15 protein-coding genes are annotated in these 14,535 nt (G+C 61.4%); 7 read left to right on the forward strand and 8 right to left on the reverse strand.

The window, feature by feature from the left end; all coding sequences use genetic code 11:
• Positions 1–78 precede the first annotated feature (78 nt).
• Complete coding sequence (locus J3Q04_RS23540; protein ID WP_434609087.1) at positions 79–357, forward strand: ribbon-helix-helix domain-containing protein; 279 nt, start codon at positions 79–81, stop codon at positions 355–357.
• Positions 358–672, forward strand: coding sequence for a type II toxin-antitoxin system RelE/ParE family toxin (locus tag J3Q04_RS23545; protein ID WP_434609084.1), 315 nt, complete (start codon positions 358–360; stop codon positions 670–672).
• 106 nt (positions 673–778) lie between these two features.
• Here the strand turns inward: J3Q04_RS23545 and fba are convergent, their stop codons facing one another.
• The 6 genes from fba to tkt all read right to left on the reverse strand — a co-directional run bounded on the left by fba (position 779) and on the right by tkt (position 7,127).
• Entirely contained in the window at positions 779–1,843 is a 1,065-nt protein-coding gene (gene fba / locus J3Q04_RS23550; RefSeq protein WP_003177554.1) for a class II fructose-bisphosphate aldolase, read from the reverse strand.
• A gap of 245 nt (positions 1,844–2,088) precedes the next feature.
• Positions 2,089–2,424: an MliC family protein gene (locus tag J3Q04_RS23555; RefSeq protein WP_434609082.1), complete on the reverse strand. Its 336-nt coding sequence runs from the start codon at positions 2,422–2,424 to the stop codon at positions 2,089–2,091.
• Between the two features lie 56 nt (positions 2,425–2,480).
• Positions 2,481–2,705 carry a hypothetical protein gene (locus tag J3Q04_RS23560; RefSeq protein WP_420764981.1) on the reverse strand — a complete coding sequence of 75 codons (225 nt, stop codon included), beginning with the start codon at positions 2,703–2,705 and terminating at the stop codon, positions 2,481–2,483.
• Positions 2,706–2,736: 31 nt separating this feature from the next.
• Positions 2,737–3,900: a phosphoglycerate kinase gene (locus tag J3Q04_RS23565; protein WP_420764982.1), complete on the reverse strand. Its 1,164-nt coding sequence runs from the start codon at positions 3,898–3,900 to the stop codon at positions 2,737–2,739.
• 24 nt (positions 3,901–3,924) lie between these two features.
• Complete coding sequence (gene epd / locus J3Q04_RS23570; RefSeq protein ID WP_420764983.1) at positions 3,925–4,980, reverse strand: erythrose-4-phosphate dehydrogenase; 1,056 nt, start codon at positions 4,978–4,980, stop codon at positions 3,925–3,927.
• A gap of 149 nt (positions 4,981–5,129) precedes the next feature.
• Entirely contained in the window at positions 5,130–7,127 is a 1,998-nt protein-coding gene (gene tkt / locus J3Q04_RS23575) for a transketolase (RefSeq protein WP_420764984.1), read from the reverse strand.
• Between the two features lie 254 nt (positions 7,128–7,381).
• On the opposite strand from tkt, the gene J3Q04_RS23580 reads away from it, so the two are divergent.
• Both J3Q04_RS23580 and metK read left to right on the forward strand, forming a co-directional pair.
• Entirely contained in the window at positions 7,382–8,377 is a 996-nt protein-coding gene (locus J3Q04_RS23580; RefSeq protein ID WP_420764985.1) for an ArsR/SmtB family transcription factor, read from the forward strand.
• Between the two features lie 19 nt (positions 8,378–8,396).
• Positions 8,397–9,587 carry a methionine adenosyltransferase gene (metK, locus tag J3Q04_RS23585; protein WP_030137860.1) on the forward strand — a complete coding sequence of 397 codons (1,191 nt, stop codon included), beginning with the start codon at positions 8,397–8,399 and terminating at the stop codon, positions 9,585–9,587.
• 75 nt (positions 9,588–9,662) lie between these two features.
• On the opposite strand, the gene J3Q04_RS23590 is transcribed toward metK, so the two are convergent.
• On the reverse strand, positions 9,663–10,283 hold the full coding sequence (locus J3Q04_RS23590; protein WP_434561859.1) for a LysE family translocator: 621 nt from the start codon (positions 10,281–10,283) through the stop codon (positions 9,663–9,665).
• Between the two features lie 207 nt (positions 10,284–10,490).
• Between J3Q04_RS23590 and ligB the strand changes: the two genes are divergently transcribed.
• A complete protein-coding gene (gene ligB / locus J3Q04_RS23595; RefSeq protein WP_434609078.1) occupies positions 10,491–12,164 on the forward strand; it encodes an NAD-dependent DNA ligase LigB in 1,674 nt (557 codons plus the stop codon).
• A gap of 91 nt (positions 12,165–12,255) precedes the next feature.
• The gene (locus J3Q04_RS23600; RefSeq protein ID WP_420764988.1) at positions 12,256–12,651 is read left to right on the forward strand and encodes a DUF1090 domain-containing protein; all 396 of its coding nucleotides are present in this window, start codon (positions 12,256–12,258) and stop codon (positions 12,649–12,651) included.
• 69 nt (positions 12,652–12,720) lie between these two features.
• Here J3Q04_RS23600 and J3Q04_RS23605 read toward each other — a convergent pair whose 3' ends face one another.
• Positions 12,721–13,170: a c-type cytochrome gene (locus J3Q04_RS23605; RefSeq protein ID WP_420764989.1), complete on the reverse strand. Its 450-nt coding sequence runs from the start codon at positions 13,168–13,170 to the stop codon at positions 12,721–12,723.
• A gap of 123 nt (positions 13,171–13,293) precedes the next feature.
• Here J3Q04_RS23605 and mltA point away from each other — a divergent pair, with 123 nt between their 5' ends.
• A complete protein-coding gene (mltA, locus tag J3Q04_RS23610; protein WP_434561853.1) occupies positions 13,294–14,481 on the forward strand; it encodes a murein transglycosylase A in 1,188 nt (395 codons plus the stop codon).
• Positions 14,482–14,535 lie beyond the last annotated feature (54 nt).

A 14,535-nucleotide genomic window follows, 5' to 3' on the forward strand; every position in this document is an offset into this window, starting at 1 on the left:
CATCGGACGATAGGAGGTCATGTGCATATTCTTTTGAGCAGAGTAGGATTAAATCCCATCTTACCCAGGAGGCTCATCATGCGTAGCACTCAACAGTTCAGCATCACGCTGCCTAACCAGATGGCTGACGTAGTGAAAGCCAAGGTGGCTGCCGGTGAGTACGCCACTGAAAGCGAAGTCATTCGGGATGGCCTCCGAGCACTGCTAGCTCGTGATCGTGCGTTGGAAAACTGGCTCGTAGGCCAAGTGGCCCCAGCTTATGACGCGTTGAAAACCGATCCCTCGCGAGCATTGAACGTGGACCAGGTGCGCTCCCGATTGGCGGCAGAGCACGAAAGTTCCACTGTGAAACCGTGAATGGCTTACACCGTCGAGTTTGCACCGGAAGCCCTTGAGCAATTAGCTGCCCTCTACCGCTACATTGCCACAGCGGCTTCGCCGGAAATGGCCCGTCGGTATACCGACGCCATCGTGACCTACTGTGAAGAACTACAGACGTTCCCGCACCGAGGGAACCAAAGGCACGAGATACGCCCGGGTTTGCATATCACAAACTACCGTAAACGGACCGTGATCGCCTTTGCTGTTGAAGCCGAGCTGGTTTCCATTCTGGGCGTGTTTTATGGCGGACAAGACTTTGAGGGCGCTTTGCAGAGTGGACTGGACGATTAAAACCAGCTCACTCTCGAAGCGGCCAACCCAAGCACCGGCTATACACACAAATCCGCCCCATTAAAAAACCCGCATCACTGCGGGTTTTTCTCACAACGTTGAAGCCTCAGTTGACCTTAGCGTTCAACTCACCCTTCAAATACCGCTGATACATGGCTTCCAACGAGATCGGCTTAATCTTCGAAGCATTACCCGCAGTACCAAACGCCTCATAACGCGCGATACACACATCCCGCATAGCGGTCACGGTCGCGCCAAAGAATTTACGCGGGTCGAACTCGCTCGGATTGGTCGCCATCAACCGACGCATGGCACCGGTAGAAGCCAGGCGCAAATCGGTATCGATGTTGACCTTGCGCACGCCGTACTTGATGCCTTCGACGATTTCTTCAACCGGCACGCCGTAGGTTTCCTTGATGTCGCCGCCGTACTGGTTGATGATCGCCAGCCACTCTTGCGGTACCGAGGACGAGCCGTGCATCACCAGGTGGGTGTTGGGGATGCGCTTGTGGATTTCCTTGATGCGGTCGATCGCCAGTACATCGCCGGTAGGCGGCTTGGTGAACTTGTAGGCGCCGTGGCTGGTGCCGATGGCGATGGCCAGGGCATCGACCTGGGTTTTCTTGACGAAGTCCGCGGCTTCTTCCGGGTCGGTCAGCATCTGGCTGTGATCCAGCACGCCTTCGGCGCCGATGCCGTCTTCTTCGCCGGCCATGCCGGTTTCCAGCGAGCCCAGGCAACCCAGTTCGCCTTCCACCGAAACGCCGCAGGCGTGAGCCATGGCGACGGTCTGCTGGGTGACCCGCACGTTGTATTCGTAGTCGGTCGGGGTCTTGCCGTCTTCGCCGAGGGAGCCGTCCATCATCACCGAGCTGAAGCCCAGTTGGATGGAGCGCTGGCAGACGTCAGGGCTGGTGCCGTGGTCCTGGTGCATGCACACCGGGATGTGCGGGAATTCTTCGATCGCTGCCAGGATCAGGTGGCGCAGGAACGGCGCGCCGGCGTATTTGCGGGCACCGGCCGAGGCCTGGACGATTACCGGGGAGTCAGTCTTGTCAGCGGCTTCCATGATGGCGCGCATCTGCTCAAGGTTGTTGACGTTAAAGGCTGGGACGCCGTAGCCGAACTCGGCTGCGTGGTCCAGCATCTGACGCATGCTGATAAGTGCCATTGTGTGTATCTCTCCCGGTCGAGGGTCGTTAATCGTGCCAGCCTGCCGGAGCGGCGGCGGCTATTCAAGTCATTGCGGATCGGGGGTTGACCCGATCTGCGTGTCCAATGAAACAAAATCTCACTACAAACAAGAAACCCTGTGGGAGCGAGCCTGCTCGCGATGAGGGCCTAGCAGTCAACATCTCTGTTGCCTGAGGCATCGCTTTCGCGAGCATCCTCGCTCCCACATTGGGTTTCGGCAGATCAGTCAGCCTTGCAGCCACGCCCAATCAAGTCATTGGTGGCGACCCAATACGCCAGGCCTTCCTCACCCTTGACGTGCAGCGCCAGCATGTCATCGCTGTACAGCGATCCTTCAGCGCCCGGCTCAAGCTTGAGACGGTAGACCTTGTCTGCGCCGCCCAGGCGAACATCCACTTCCTTGCGCGTTGCATCGGTATAACGCCAGAGCACCTTGGCCCCGCTATCACATGTCCAACTCGTCCAGCCTTCTGCAACGGGCTCGGACGATTGTAGAAAACCCAGTTGCGAGCAACCGGCCAACAATGCCAACGCCACAACGGCGACAAAGCCTTTCATCCGTGTTCCTCGGCTGACGGCCGAGCCGCCCGCCATGAGCTAATGAGTCTGACCCGTCAAGGGCAACCATGTTCCTTGACCGGCGCTTGCGTCTCGTATTTATCCAGGCCGTCCGGTCCTGAGCGCTTGTTCAGCACCGGATTGGTCTCGGCCTGCCAGTCAGCCTGGTAACAGCCTTTTTCGGGCGCCGGCACCGTATTATCTGGCGCCGTGCCTTGCGGGCTGCTGGAACAGGCTACCAGCAACGTCGCGGCCATCAGCGCCATGAACGTCTTGACCATCGGAACACTCCTTTGCCTGGTCAACGTCGCCTCAGGCCTTGGCCCGGCTTTCCAGGACTTCCACGGCAGGCAGCACTTTGCCCTCGACGAACTCGAGGAACGCGCCACCGCCGGTAGAAATGTAGGAGATCTGCTCGGCGACGCCATATTTATCGATGGCGGCCAGGGTGTCGCCGCCGCCCGCGATGGAAAACGCAGCGCTTTCGGCAATGGCCTGGGCCAGTACCTTGGTGCCGTTGCCGAACTGATCGAATTCGAATACGCCAACCGGGCCGTTCCACAGGATGGTCTGGGAGGATTTCAGCAGTTCGGCGAAATTGGCTGCGGTTTGCGGGCCAATGTCGAGGATCATGTCGTCTTCGGCCACATCAGCGATCAGCTTCACCGTCGCGGCGGCGCTCTCGGCGAACTCCTTGGCGACCACCACGTCCACCGGCAGCGGCACGCTGACCTTGGCGGCGATTTCACGGGCGGTTTCCAGCAGGTCCGGCTCGTACAGCGACTTGCCGACGGGATGTCCAGCGGCGGCGAGGAAGGTGTTGGCAATGCCGCCACCGACGATCAATTGGTTGCAGACCTGGCTCAGGCTGTTGAGTACATCCAGCTTGGTCGACACCTTGGAGCCAGCAACGATAGCGGCCATCGGTTGAGCTGGAGAGCCCAGGGCCTTGCCCAGCGCATCAAGCTCGGCAGCCAGCAACGGGCCAGCAGCGGCGACCTTGGCGAATTTCGCCACGCCGTGCGTCGAGCCCTCGGCGCGGTGCGCGGTGCCGAAGGCGTCCATCACGAACACGTCGCACAGGGCGGCATATTGCTGGGCCAGCTCATCGGCGTTCTTTTTCTCGCCTTTGTTGAAGCGCACGTTTTCGAACAACACGACGTCGCCAGCCTTGACGTCGACACCACCCAGGTAATCAGCCACCAGGGGCACGTCACGGCCCAGGGCCTTGCTCAGGTAGTCGGCGACAGGCTTGAGGCTGTTTTCCGCCGAGAACTCGCCTTCGGTCGGACGGCCCAGGTGCGAGCAGACCATCACCGCAGCGCCTTTTTCCAGGGCCAGCTTGATGGTCGGCAGCGAGGCCAGGATGCGCGCGTCGCTGGTGACGACACCGTCCTTGACGGGGACGTTGAGGTCTTCGCGGATCAGTACGCGCTTACCTTGCAGATCGAGGTCGGACATCTTCAACACGGTCATGGGTCGCAATTCCTGGGTAACTGTTTAGAGAGCAGGTTTATTGGAAGCTGTTTGCAGGTAGTGCTCGGCAACGTCCAGCATTCGATTGGCAAAACCCCATTCGTTGTCGAACCACGCCAGGATGTTCACAAGCCTCGGCCCGGAAACACGTGTCTGGCTGGCATCGACGATGGCCGAATGCGGGTCGTGGTTAAAATCACAGCTGGCATGAGGCAACTCGGTATAGGCCAGAAGGCCTTTGAGCGGGCCGCGGGTGGCGGCTTCGCGCAGGATCCGGTTGACCTCGGTGGCGTCGGTATCGCTCACGGTCTGCATCGTGATGTCGAGGCAGGACACGTTGACCGTCGGCACCCGCACGGCTTTGGCCTGAATTCGTCCGGCAAGTTCCGGCAACAGCCGTTCGATGCCGCGCGCCAGACCAGTGGACACGGGGATCACCGACTGGAAGGCCGAGCGGGTACGGCGCAGGTCCTCGTGGTGATAGGCGTCGATCACCGGCTGATCGTTCATTGCCGAGTGGATCGTAGTGATGGACACGTATTCCAGGCCAATGGCCTGGTCCAGCAGGCGCAACAGCGGCACGCCGCAGTTGGTGGTGCATGAGGCGTTGGACACCAGCAACTCTTCGCCGGTCAGGCAATCCTGGTTGACGCCAAAGACGATGGTGGCGTCGACGTCCGCCTCGCTGGCCATCGGCTGAGAAAACAGCACCCTTGGCGCGCCCGCAGCGATGAAACGCTGGCCATCGTCGCGAGTGTTGTAGGCGCCGGAGCATTCAAGCACCAGGTCGACACCCAGGGACGCCCAATCGATGCCTTCGGGGGTGGCACTGCGCAGGACCTTCACGCAATCGCCATTGATATGCAGACAGTCGCCCTCGACCCGCACTTCGCCGGGGAACCGGCCATGGGTGGAGTCAAAGCGTGTCAGGTATTCGATGCTGGCCATGTCGGCCAGATCGTTGATGGCCACGATCTCGAACCCAGCCTTCGCTCCTCGCTCGAACAACGCACGCAAGACGCAACGACCAATGCGGCCGTAGCCGTTGAGTGCAACTTTGTAGGGACGAGGTTGGGGCATGGGGGTTCTCTGATCGGGTGAGCCTGTTAAGACTGCATTGCCTGAACCACCGCTTTCGCGAGCAGGCTCGCTCCCACATTAGAAACGCAATCTCATGTGGGAGCGAGCCTGCTCGCGAAAGCGATAGCCCAGGCGACACAATTAGTGGATCAGTCTTCCAGCAGCTCTTCAGCCTGCCCCAGGATATTGTCCAGGGTGAAGCCGAATTCCTCGAACAGCGCCGAGGCAGGCGCCGATTCGCCATAGGTGGTCATGCCGATCACGCGACCTTCCAGGCCCACGTACTTGTACCAGTAATCAGCGTGAGCGGCTTCGATGGCAATCCGCGCGCTGACTTGCAGTGGCAACACCGCTTGCTTGTAGCCGGCGTCCTGGGCATCGAACACGCTGGTGCATGGCATGGAAACCACGCGCACGTTGCGGCCCTGCTCGGTCAGCTTGTCGTAGGCCTGGACGGCCAGGCCAACTTCCGAACCGGTGGCGATCAGGATCAGCTCAGGCTCGCCGATACAGTCCTTGAGCACATAGCCGCCACGGCTGATATCGCCGATCTGGCCGGCATCGCGGACCTGGTGTTGCAGGTTCTGGCGAGAGAAGATCAACGCCGACGGGCCGTCGTTGCGCTCGATGGCGTGTTTCCAGGCCACGGCCGACTCCACGGCGTCGCATGGGCGCCAGGTGTCCAGGTTCGGCGTGCAGCGCAGGCTCGCCAGTTGCTCGATCGGCTGGTGGGTCGGGCCGTCTTCGCCCAGGCCGATGGAGTCGTGGGTGAACACATACAGCACCCGCTTTTTCATCAGTGCCGACATGCGCACGGCGTTGCGAGCGTATTCCATGAACATCAGGAAGGTCGCGCCGTAAGGCACCAGGCCGCCATGCAAGGCAACACCGTTCATGATCGCGCTCATGCCGAATTCACGAACGCCGTAGTACATGTAGTTGCCGCTGGCGTCCTCAGCCGTCACGCCTTTGCAGCCTTTCCACAGGGTCAGGTTGGAACCAGCCAGGTCGGCCGAACCGCCCAGCAACTCCGGCAACAGCGGGCCGAAGGCATTCAGGGTGTTCTGGCTGGCCTTGCGGCTGGCGACGGTTTCGCCCTTGGCCGCGATTTCGGCGATGTACGCCGAAGCTTTTTCGGCGAAATCGGCCGGCAGCTCGCCGCTGAGGCGACGCACCAGTTCGTTGGCGAGTTCAGGGAATTCGGCGGAATAGGCCGCAAAACGCTGGTCCCACTCGGCTTCGGCCGCGCGGCCTTTTTCCTTGGCGTCCCATTCGGCATAGATGTCGGCCGGGATTTCGAACGGGCCGTGTTCCCACTTCAGCGCGGCACGGGTCAAGGCGATTTCCTCGGCCCCCAATGGCGCGCCGTGGCAGTCTTCCTTGCCCTGCTTGTTCGGCGAACCGAAACCGATGGTGGTCTTGCAGCAGATCAGGGTTGGCTGAGCGCTCTTGCGGGCCGTCTCGATGGCGATCTTGATTTCTTCCGGGTCGTGACCGTCGACGTTACGGATCACCAACCAGTTGTAGGCTTCGAAACGCTTGGGCGTGTCATCGGTGAACCAGCCTTCGACTTCGCCGTCGATGGAGATGCCGTTGTCGTCGTAGAAAGCGATCAGCTTGTCCAGGCCGAGAGTGCCGGCCAGGGAAGCGACTTCGTGGGAAATGCCTTCCATCATGCAGCCATCACCCAGGAATACGTAGGTGTGATGGTCGACGACGTTGTGGCCGGGACGGTTGAACTGCGCCGCCAGGACTTTTTCCGCCAGGGCGAAGCCCACGGCGTTGGCCAGGCCTTGGCCCAGTGGACCGGTGGTGGTTTCCACGCCTGGCGTGTAGCCGTATTCCGGGTGGCCCGGGGTGCGGCTGTGCAGTTGGCGGAAGTTCTTCAGGTCATCGATCGACAGGTCATAACCGGTCAGGTGCAGCAACGAGTAAATCAACATCGAGCCGTGGCCGTTGGACAGCACGAAGCGGTCACGGTCAGCGAACGAAGGGTTGCTCGGGCTGTGCTTGAGGTAATCGCGCCAAAGCACCTCGGCGATATCCGCCATACCCATGGGGGCGCCGGGATGGCCGCTGTTGGCTTTTTGCACGGCATCCATGCTGAGGGCACGAATGGCATTGGCACGCTCACGACGGCTGGGCATCGCTGATCTCCTGGGTTTTGAATAACGAAACTGAAAAAGGCGAGCATTTTCCCTCACCCACCCGCCCCGGGGCAATCAGATACTCGTCCAAAGGCGATATTTGCGGCGGATAAAGTCGCATCGGCCAGGTGAAACCTTTCCGCTGATGGTGGGTAGAGTCAAGCACACGCAAGGAAGTGCCATTTATCGAGCAATATCAAAACTTTTTGATATTGGCCTTGCGATGGACCAGGCCCGTCACTAGACTGCCGCCCATGAACTTACGCGTGCCTTCCATTCGCCATGATGACAGCGATGAGCTGGCGGCCCTTTGCAAGGCCGGCGGCGATCCGTTGCGGCTCAATGTATTGCGCGCCCTGGCGAACGACTCGTTCGGTGTATTGGAGCTGGCGCAGATCTTCGGCATTGGCCAGTCCGGCATGAGCCATCACCTCAAGGTCCTGGCCCAGGCCGACCTGGTGGCGACGCGGCGCGAAGGCAATGCGATCTTCTATCGGCGCGCCCTGCCCCACACCGAGCTGCTGGGTGGCAAGCTGCACGCCGCGCTGCTCGAAGAAGTGGACGAGCTGGACCTGCCGATGGAGGTACAGGACCGCATTGCCCAGGTCCATGGGCAACGCGCCGCCGCCAGCCAGGATTTTTTCGCACGAGTAGCAGAGAAATTTCGCGCCCAGCAGGATCTGATCGCCGGGCTGCCGCAATACCGTGACAGCGTCGTGGCACTGCTCGACAAGCTGAGCTTCGGCCCCTGTGCCACGGCGATGGAAGTCGGCCCCGGCGACGGCGCTTTCCTGCCGGAACTGGCGCGTCGCTTCAGCCAGGTGACAGCGTTGGACAACAGCCCGGCGATGCTCGAACTGGCCCGCCAGGTATGTGAGCGCGAGTCCCTGGCTAATGTCAGCCTGCAATTGGCCGATGCCCTGAACGGCGTGAGCCTGCGGGCCGATTGCGTTGTATTGAACATGGTGCTCCACCACTTTGCCGCACCGGCCGACGCGCTCAAGCACATGGCCAACCTGCTGCAACCGGGCGGTAGCCTGTTGGTGACAGAGTTATGCAGCCACAACCAGAGTTGGGCCAAGGAGGCCTGCGGTGATCTCTGGCTGGGGTTTGAACAGGACGATCTGGCCCGTTGGGCCACCGCTGCGGGCCTCGTGCCCGGGGAAAGCCTCTATGTAGGCTTACGTAATGGTTTCCAGATACAGGTCCGCCATTTTCAGCGGCCGGCTGGCGACACTCACCATCGGTAACTTGTAGGAAAACATCGAGATGAGCGAATACTCCCTTTTCACCTCCGAGTCCGTGTCTGAAGGGCATCCGGACAAAATCGCCGACCAGATTTCTGATGCGGTGCTGGACGCCATCATTGCTGAAGACAAGTTCGCCCGCGTGGCGTGCGAGACTCTGGTGAAAACGGGCGTGGCGATCATCGCCGGCGAAGTCACCACCTCGGCCTGGGTCGACCTGGAACAGATCGTTCGCGACGTGATCCTCGGCATTGGCTACAACAGCTCCGACGTCGGCTTCGACGGCGCGACCTGCGGCGTGATGAACATCATCGGCAAGCAGTCCCCGGACATCAACCAGGGCGTTGACCGCGCCAAGCCAGAAGACCAGGGCGCCGGCGACCAGGGCCTGATGTTCGGCTACGCCAGCAACGAAACCGACGTGTTGATGCCGGCTCCGATCACCTTCTCGCACCAGTTGGTCCAGCGTCAGGCCGAAGCCCGCAAATCCGGCCTGCTGCCTTGGCTGCGCCCGGATGCCAAGTCGCAAGTGACCTGCCGCTACGAAGGCGGCAAGGTCGTCGGCATCGATGCCGTCGTGCTGTCGACCCAGCACAACCCGGAAGTGTCCTACAAGGACCTGCGCGAAGGCGTGATGGAACTGATCGTCAAGCACGTGCTGCCTGCCGAACTGCTGTCCAAGGACACCCAGTTCCATATCAACCCGACCGGCCAGTTCATCATTGGCGGCCCGGTGGGCGACTGCGGCCTGACCGGTCGCAAGATCATCGTCGACAGCTACGGCGGCATGGCGCGTCACGGCGGTGGCGCGTTCTCCGGCAAGGACCCATCCAAGGTTGACCGTTCGGCGGCGTACGCCGGTCGTTATGTCGCCAAGAACATCGTCGCCGCCGGCCTGGCCGAGCGTTGCGAGATTCAGGTTTCCTACGCCATCGGCGTAGCCCAACCTACGTCCATCTCGCTGAATACCTTCGGCACCGGCAAGATCGGCGACGACAAGATCATCCAGCTGGTGCGTGAAGTGTTCGACCTGCGTCCATACGCGATCACCACTATGCTCGACCTGCTGCACCCGATGTACCAGGACACCGCAGCCTACGGCCACTTCGGTCGCACGCCGCAGACCAAGACCGTGGGCGACGACACCTTCACCACGTTCACCTGGGAAAAAACCGACCGCGCCGACGCCCTGCGCGCCGCTGCTGGCCTGTAATACGCGCTGCAATGAAAAAGCCCCTGGCGACTCGGTCGCCAGGGGCTTTTTTTGCGTTTTGACAAAGGGGTATTGCTACGTCCGCCGCGCCACCAGCAAGAACGAAGCAGCACTCGCCAGCAACGCCGCACACATCCGGTTGAACAAGCGCTTGCCGCTAGGCCGGGCAAACAATCGCCGCGCATAAATGCCCATGTAGCAATACAAGCCGATCGCCACGCATTCCAGGGCGAGGAACAGCCCGCCCAATACGGCGAACTGTTGAGTGACAGTGCCAGTACGATCAACGAACTGCGGCAGGAAAGCGGTAAATAAAAGAATCGCCTTGGGATTGCCGATTGCCACCAGAAATTCCTGGCGCGCCAGGCTGGCCATGCTCATCAAGTTGGTCGCCGCCTCGCTGCCGGCGTCAGGCTGCGCGCGCCATAACTGCACGGCGAGGTAAAAAAGATAGCCGGCGCCGACAAGCTTGATGCCCAGGAACAACAATTCCGAGGTGTGCAACACAGCCGTCAGCCCCACCGCCGCCAGGGCAATCATGATGGCAAAGGCCACCAATCGACCCACTCCGCCGCTGCACGCTCGGACGAAACCATAACGCGAGGCGTTACTGATCGATAGCAGGTTGTTCGGGCCCGGCGCCATGTTCAGCGCGAAGCAGGCAGGGATGAAGACAGCGAGCGTCGTCAGGTCCATCGTTTGCACTCCTGGCAGATCGGATCGAGCGCCCATTCTGCACCGGCCACCGACGGGTTCAAGGGACAGTTGCGCAGCCAGATCGACCCGGACTGTACCGTCGGCGATTCGCCTTCATTTCTTCGTAAAACCCCGTAACGCTCCAGGCCTCGCGCCTTTCACGGCAGCGGCTAGCCTTCGAGTACCTCATTTAGCAAGGATGCTTCGATGCTGCCGTTATTGCGCGTCTTCGCCTGTTATCTATCACTCGTGGCCCCGGCCATTGCTGCGCCGTGCCCCGATTGGCCCAAGGAGCGCGCCCAGGCGCAGGTCGACATCCTCCAGCGACAGGTCGACGCCTGGGACGATGCCTATCATCGCCTCGGCCGCGCCCTGGTGGCCGACGAGCTGTACGACCAGTCCCGCATGCAGCTGGAGCAATGGCGCCGTTGCCAGGGCCTAGCCCCCCTAGCCTCGTCCTTGCGAACGGCGGGCGGAAAAGTACCGCACCCTGTCGCTCATACGGGCCTGGATAAACTCCAGGATGCCAAAGCCGTGGGGAACTGGCTTGAAGGGCGATCGGACGTCTGGGTCCAGCCAAAGGTCGATGGTGTCGCGGTGACCCTTATCTATCACGGTGGGCACCTGCAACAGGCAATCAGCCGCGGCGATGGCAACCACGGGCACGACTGGACTTCGAACGCCCACAAGATCGAGGCCATTCCCCGCCAGTTGCGTCAACCCACGGACCTGCTCGTTCAGGGCGAGTTGTATTGGCGGCTCGACGATCATGTACAAGCCACTCGTGGCGGACTCAATGCCCGATCGGCGGTGGCCGGGTTGATGGCCCGCAAAGACCTGCCCCCCGGCCAGGCATCAGGAATCGGCCTGTTTGTTTGGGACTGGCCCGAGGGCCCGGCGACCCTGCCCGAACGGATCGCCGCGCTGAACGAGCTGGGCTTTGCCGATACGACCGGCTACAGCCAGCCTGTCGAGGCATTGGCCGATGCCGAACACTGGCGCAACCACTGGTATCGCACGCCCCTGCCATTTGCCAGCGATGGAATCGTGCTGCGCCAGAGCCACCGCCCACCGGCCGACCGCTGGCAGGCCCGGGCGCCGTTCTGGAGCGTGGCCTGGAAGTACCCGTACGCCCAGGCCCTGGCGCAGGTACGCAAGGTGCGTTTCAAGATCGGCCGTACCGGGCGCATCACACCCGTGCTGGAGCTTGAGCCCGTGACGCTCGATGATCGCCAGATCCAGCGGGTAAGCGTCAGCTCGCTCAAGCGTTGGGAGCAGATGGACATCCGCCCCGGCGACCAGGTGGCCATCAGCCTGGCCGGGTTGACCATTCCACGGCTCGACAGCGTTGTACTGCGCAGCGTCGAGCGCCCGGACCTCGAGGTACCGATCGCCGCCAACTACCACTTCCTGAGTTGCTGGCAGCCGACGCCCGGTTGCGAAAGCCAGTTCCTTGCGCGCTTGAACTGGCTCAGTGGCAAACATGGGCTCGGCCTGCCCCATGTCGGCCCCGGCACCTGGGAAAAGCTGCTGGCCGCGGGTCGACTCGACGGATTACTGGATTGGTTGACCCTCGATGCCACGGAGCTTGCTAACATTGCCGGTTTCGGCGAGCGCAGCAGCGCCCGCCTGCTGGCCAGCCTGCACAGCGCACGGCAGCAGCCTTTTCGGCGATGGCTCAAGGCCCTTGGCCTGCCGACCACTGCTGAGGCCAAGCTGGACGGATCGTGGCAGGCGCTGGCTGGGCGCAGCATTGAACAATGGCAAGCCGAAGCCGGTATCGGGCCGGGACGCGCCGCGCAACTGAGCGCTTTTTTTCGCGACCCGCAGGTGCTGGCCTTGAGAGAAACACTACACACCGCTGGCGTCGACGGTTTCTGATTCGACCCGGCGCGGTTGAACCCAAGGGGCGGACATGCGTTCCAACAGCGCATCTACACCGACCGCCCGAGAGCCTTTATACGGAGTTGCTATGAATTTCCTGTCCCCCGTTGCCCTGCTCGCCCTGTGCGGTGCCATGGCTTCGCCTTTGATGGCAACTGAGCAACCCCCGGAGCTGACCGGGTGCGCGGCAAAGCGCCAGGGCATCATCAACCAGATCGAACTGGCCAAGTCCCGAGGCAATTCGGCCCAGCAAGCCGGGCTCGAAACAGCGCTGAACGAAGTGACCACTCATTGCACGGACGCATCCTTGCGCAAGGAGCGGGAAAACAAGGTCCTCGAGGCCAAGCACGAGGTGAGTCGTCGCCAGGCCGACCTGGAAAAAGCCATGAAGAAAGGCGACGCGGAGCGAATCAACAAGCGTAAAGACAAACTGGCGGCTTCCCGCAAGGAATTGCAGGAAGCGGTGGATGAGTTGGATAAATAAGCGGCAAGCTGCAAGTTTCAAGCGGCAAGCTCAAAGCGCCATGCTTTGAAACTGCCCATTGCTTCACGATCAGTGATTGCGAAACTCTTTATGGCAGGCACTGCACGCATCTTCGACTTTCTGCACCGCCGGCCCCAGGTTGCTGGCCCTGTAAGGCTGGACCTTGCTGGCCGTCACCAATTCACCGGTGGCCGCCTCAAGATTGCGGGCCAGTTCCTGAAAGCGCGCCTGCTTTTGCCAAACCTCATCCGTGGCGCTGGTGTGGTCTTCTTCACGAACCGGCGGGAAGTGCTTCCAAGGTTCGTGAGACAGTTGGTCCAGCTTTACCGCGCCGTCGGCAAAACGCACGCCGTCGAACGGAACTCGGCCGCGCAGCATGCCGCCCAGTTCTTCACTGGTCTTGAGCATCTGTTTGAAAATCGCCTTGCGCTGGCCCAGGGGAGAGTTGGGATCGACGCCACCGCAGCCGGATAACATCAGGCAGGCCAGCACAGCCATGGAAAATCGTCTTACAAACATCTTTGCCTCGGGACAGGAAACGGCCGTTAGTATCCCCGGGTCGCCAGAAAAGACCAATGGCCCTATCAACAATACGGGTTGTCGAGTGCGCGAAGGCACCCGACGATTGCAAAGGAAACCTTCATGAATAGCCGCTTCAAGTCATGGCACAAAAACCTGGCGCTGACACTGCCGTTGATCGTGCTGCTGGCCGGCTGCAATCGCGGCGAAAAGGTCGAAGAACCCAAGACCCACGCCCTTGCCACTTACGTCAACGCACCTTGGGAAGCGTTGCCGCCGGTGTCCGATGAGGACCTGCTGGCCGGCTTCGGCTCCTGGCGCAGCGCGTGCGTCCGGCTCAAGGCGGACGCGAGCTGGGGCCCAACCTGCGCGGCAGCGGTGAATGTGCCGCAGACCCCACAGGATGTTCGCAACTTCCTCAAGCAGACCCTGGATGTCTATGGTCTGCGTTCGGGGGACAACAGCCCCAACGGCCTGATTACCGGCTACTACGAACCGGTCTATCCCGGCAGCCTCACCCAGACTGCCACCGCCAACGTGCCAGTCTACGGTGTACCGGAGGACATGATCATTGTGTCGCTGGACAGCATTTATCCCGAGCTCAAGGGCAAACGCCTGCGCGGCCGTCTCGAAGGCCGGGTGCTCAAGCCGTATGACGACGCCGCCACCATCGAGAACAGCGGGGTGAAGGCGCCTGTCATCGCCTGGCTGACAGATCCGATGAACCTGCAATTCCTGCAAATCCAGGGCTCGGGGCGCATCCGTCTCGATGATGGCCGCCAACTGCGCATCGGTTATGCCGACCAGAACGGCCACCCGTATCGCCCCATTGGCCGCTGGCTGGTTGAGCAGGGCGAGCTGAAAAAAGAAGACGTGACCATGGGCACCATCAGTGCCTGGGCCAAGGCCCACCCGAACCGTATTCCCGAATTGCTGGCCAGCAATCCGAGCTACGTATTCTTCAACCGCAACCCCGACAGCAATGAAGGCCCGCGAGGCTCGCTGAACGTCCCTTTGACCGCGGGCTACAGCGTGGCCGTGGACCGCAAGGTAATTCCCTTGGGCAGTCTGTTGTGGCTGTCCACGACTCGACCCGACGGCAGCGCTTTGAACCGCCCCGTTGCAGCACAGGACACGGGAGGTGCGATTACCGGCGAAGTGCGTGCGGACCTGTTCTGGGGCACGGGCGAGGCCGCCGGGCAATTGGCGGGGGATATGAAGCAACAAGGCCAGATCTGGATGCTGTGGCCCAAGGGGATGGCGTTGCCTCAGGTGCCGCAGGTGGCGAATGCGGTCAGCGCCAATCCTTGAAGGACGTGTTTATTGTCCTGGCCCCATCGCGAGCTTGCTCGCGAGAGGCCGGCA

The organism is Pseudomonas sp. D4-21, assembly GCF_051132125.1.
In the GTDB taxonomy this organism is placed as follows: Bacteria; Pseudomonadota; Gammaproteobacteria; order Pseudomonadales; family Pseudomonadaceae; genus Aquipseudomonas.

What these genes read in the sequence shown, in the direction of transcription:
- J3Q04_RS23540 (WP_434609087.1), top strand. Translation starts at nt 79, where the DNA reads ATGCGTAGCACTCAACAGTTCAGCATCACGCTGCCTAACCAGATGGCT.
- J3Q04_RS23545 (WP_434609084.1), top strand. Translation starts at nt 358, where the DNA reads ATGGCTTACACCGTCGAGTTTGCACCGGAAGCCCTTGAGCAATTAGCT.
- fba (WP_003177554.1), bottom strand. Translation starts at nt 1,843, where the DNA reads ATGGCACTTATCAGCATGCGTCAGATGCTGGACCACGCAGCCGAGTTC.
- J3Q04_RS23555 (WP_434609082.1), bottom strand. Translation starts at nt 2,424, where the DNA reads ATGAAAGGCTTTGTCGCCGTTGTGGCGTTGGCATTGTTGGCCGGTTGC.
- J3Q04_RS23560 (WP_420764981.1), bottom strand. Translation starts at nt 2,705, where the DNA reads ATGGTCAAGACGTTCATGGCGCTGATGGCCGCGACGTTGCTGGTAGCC.
- J3Q04_RS23565 (WP_420764982.1), bottom strand. Translation starts at nt 3,900, where the DNA reads ATGACCGTGTTGAAGATGTCCGACCTCGATCTGCAAGGTAAGCGCGTA.
- epd (WP_420764983.1), bottom strand. Translation starts at nt 4,980, where the DNA reads ATGCCCCAACCTCGTCCCTACAAAGTTGCACTCAACGGCTACGGCCGC.
- tkt (WP_420764984.1), bottom strand. Translation starts at nt 7,127, where the DNA reads ATGCCCAGCCGTCGTGAGCGTGCCAATGCCATTCGTGCCCTCAGCATG.
- J3Q04_RS23580 (WP_420764985.1), top strand. Translation starts at nt 7,382, where the DNA reads ATGAACTTACGCGTGCCTTCCATTCGCCATGATGACAGCGATGAGCTG.
- metK (WP_030137860.1), top strand. Translation starts at nt 8,397, where the DNA reads ATGAGCGAATACTCCCTTTTCACCTCCGAGTCCGTGTCTGAAGGGCAT.
- J3Q04_RS23590 (WP_434561859.1), bottom strand. Translation starts at nt 10,283, where the DNA reads ATGGACCTGACGACGCTCGCTGTCTTCATCCCTGCCTGCTTCGCGCTG.
- ligB (WP_434609078.1), top strand. Translation starts at nt 10,491, where the DNA reads ATGCTGCCGTTATTGCGCGTCTTCGCCTGTTATCTATCACTCGTGGCC.
- J3Q04_RS23600 (WP_420764988.1), top strand. Translation starts at nt 12,256, where the DNA reads ATGAATTTCCTGTCCCCCGTTGCCCTGCTCGCCCTGTGCGGTGCCATG.
- J3Q04_RS23605 (WP_420764989.1), bottom strand. Translation starts at nt 13,170, where the DNA reads ATGTTTGTAAGACGATTTTCCATGGCTGTGCTGGCCTGCCTGATGTTA.
- mltA (WP_434561853.1), top strand. Translation starts at nt 13,294, where the DNA reads ATGAATAGCCGCTTCAAGTCATGGCACAAAAACCTGGCGCTGACACTG.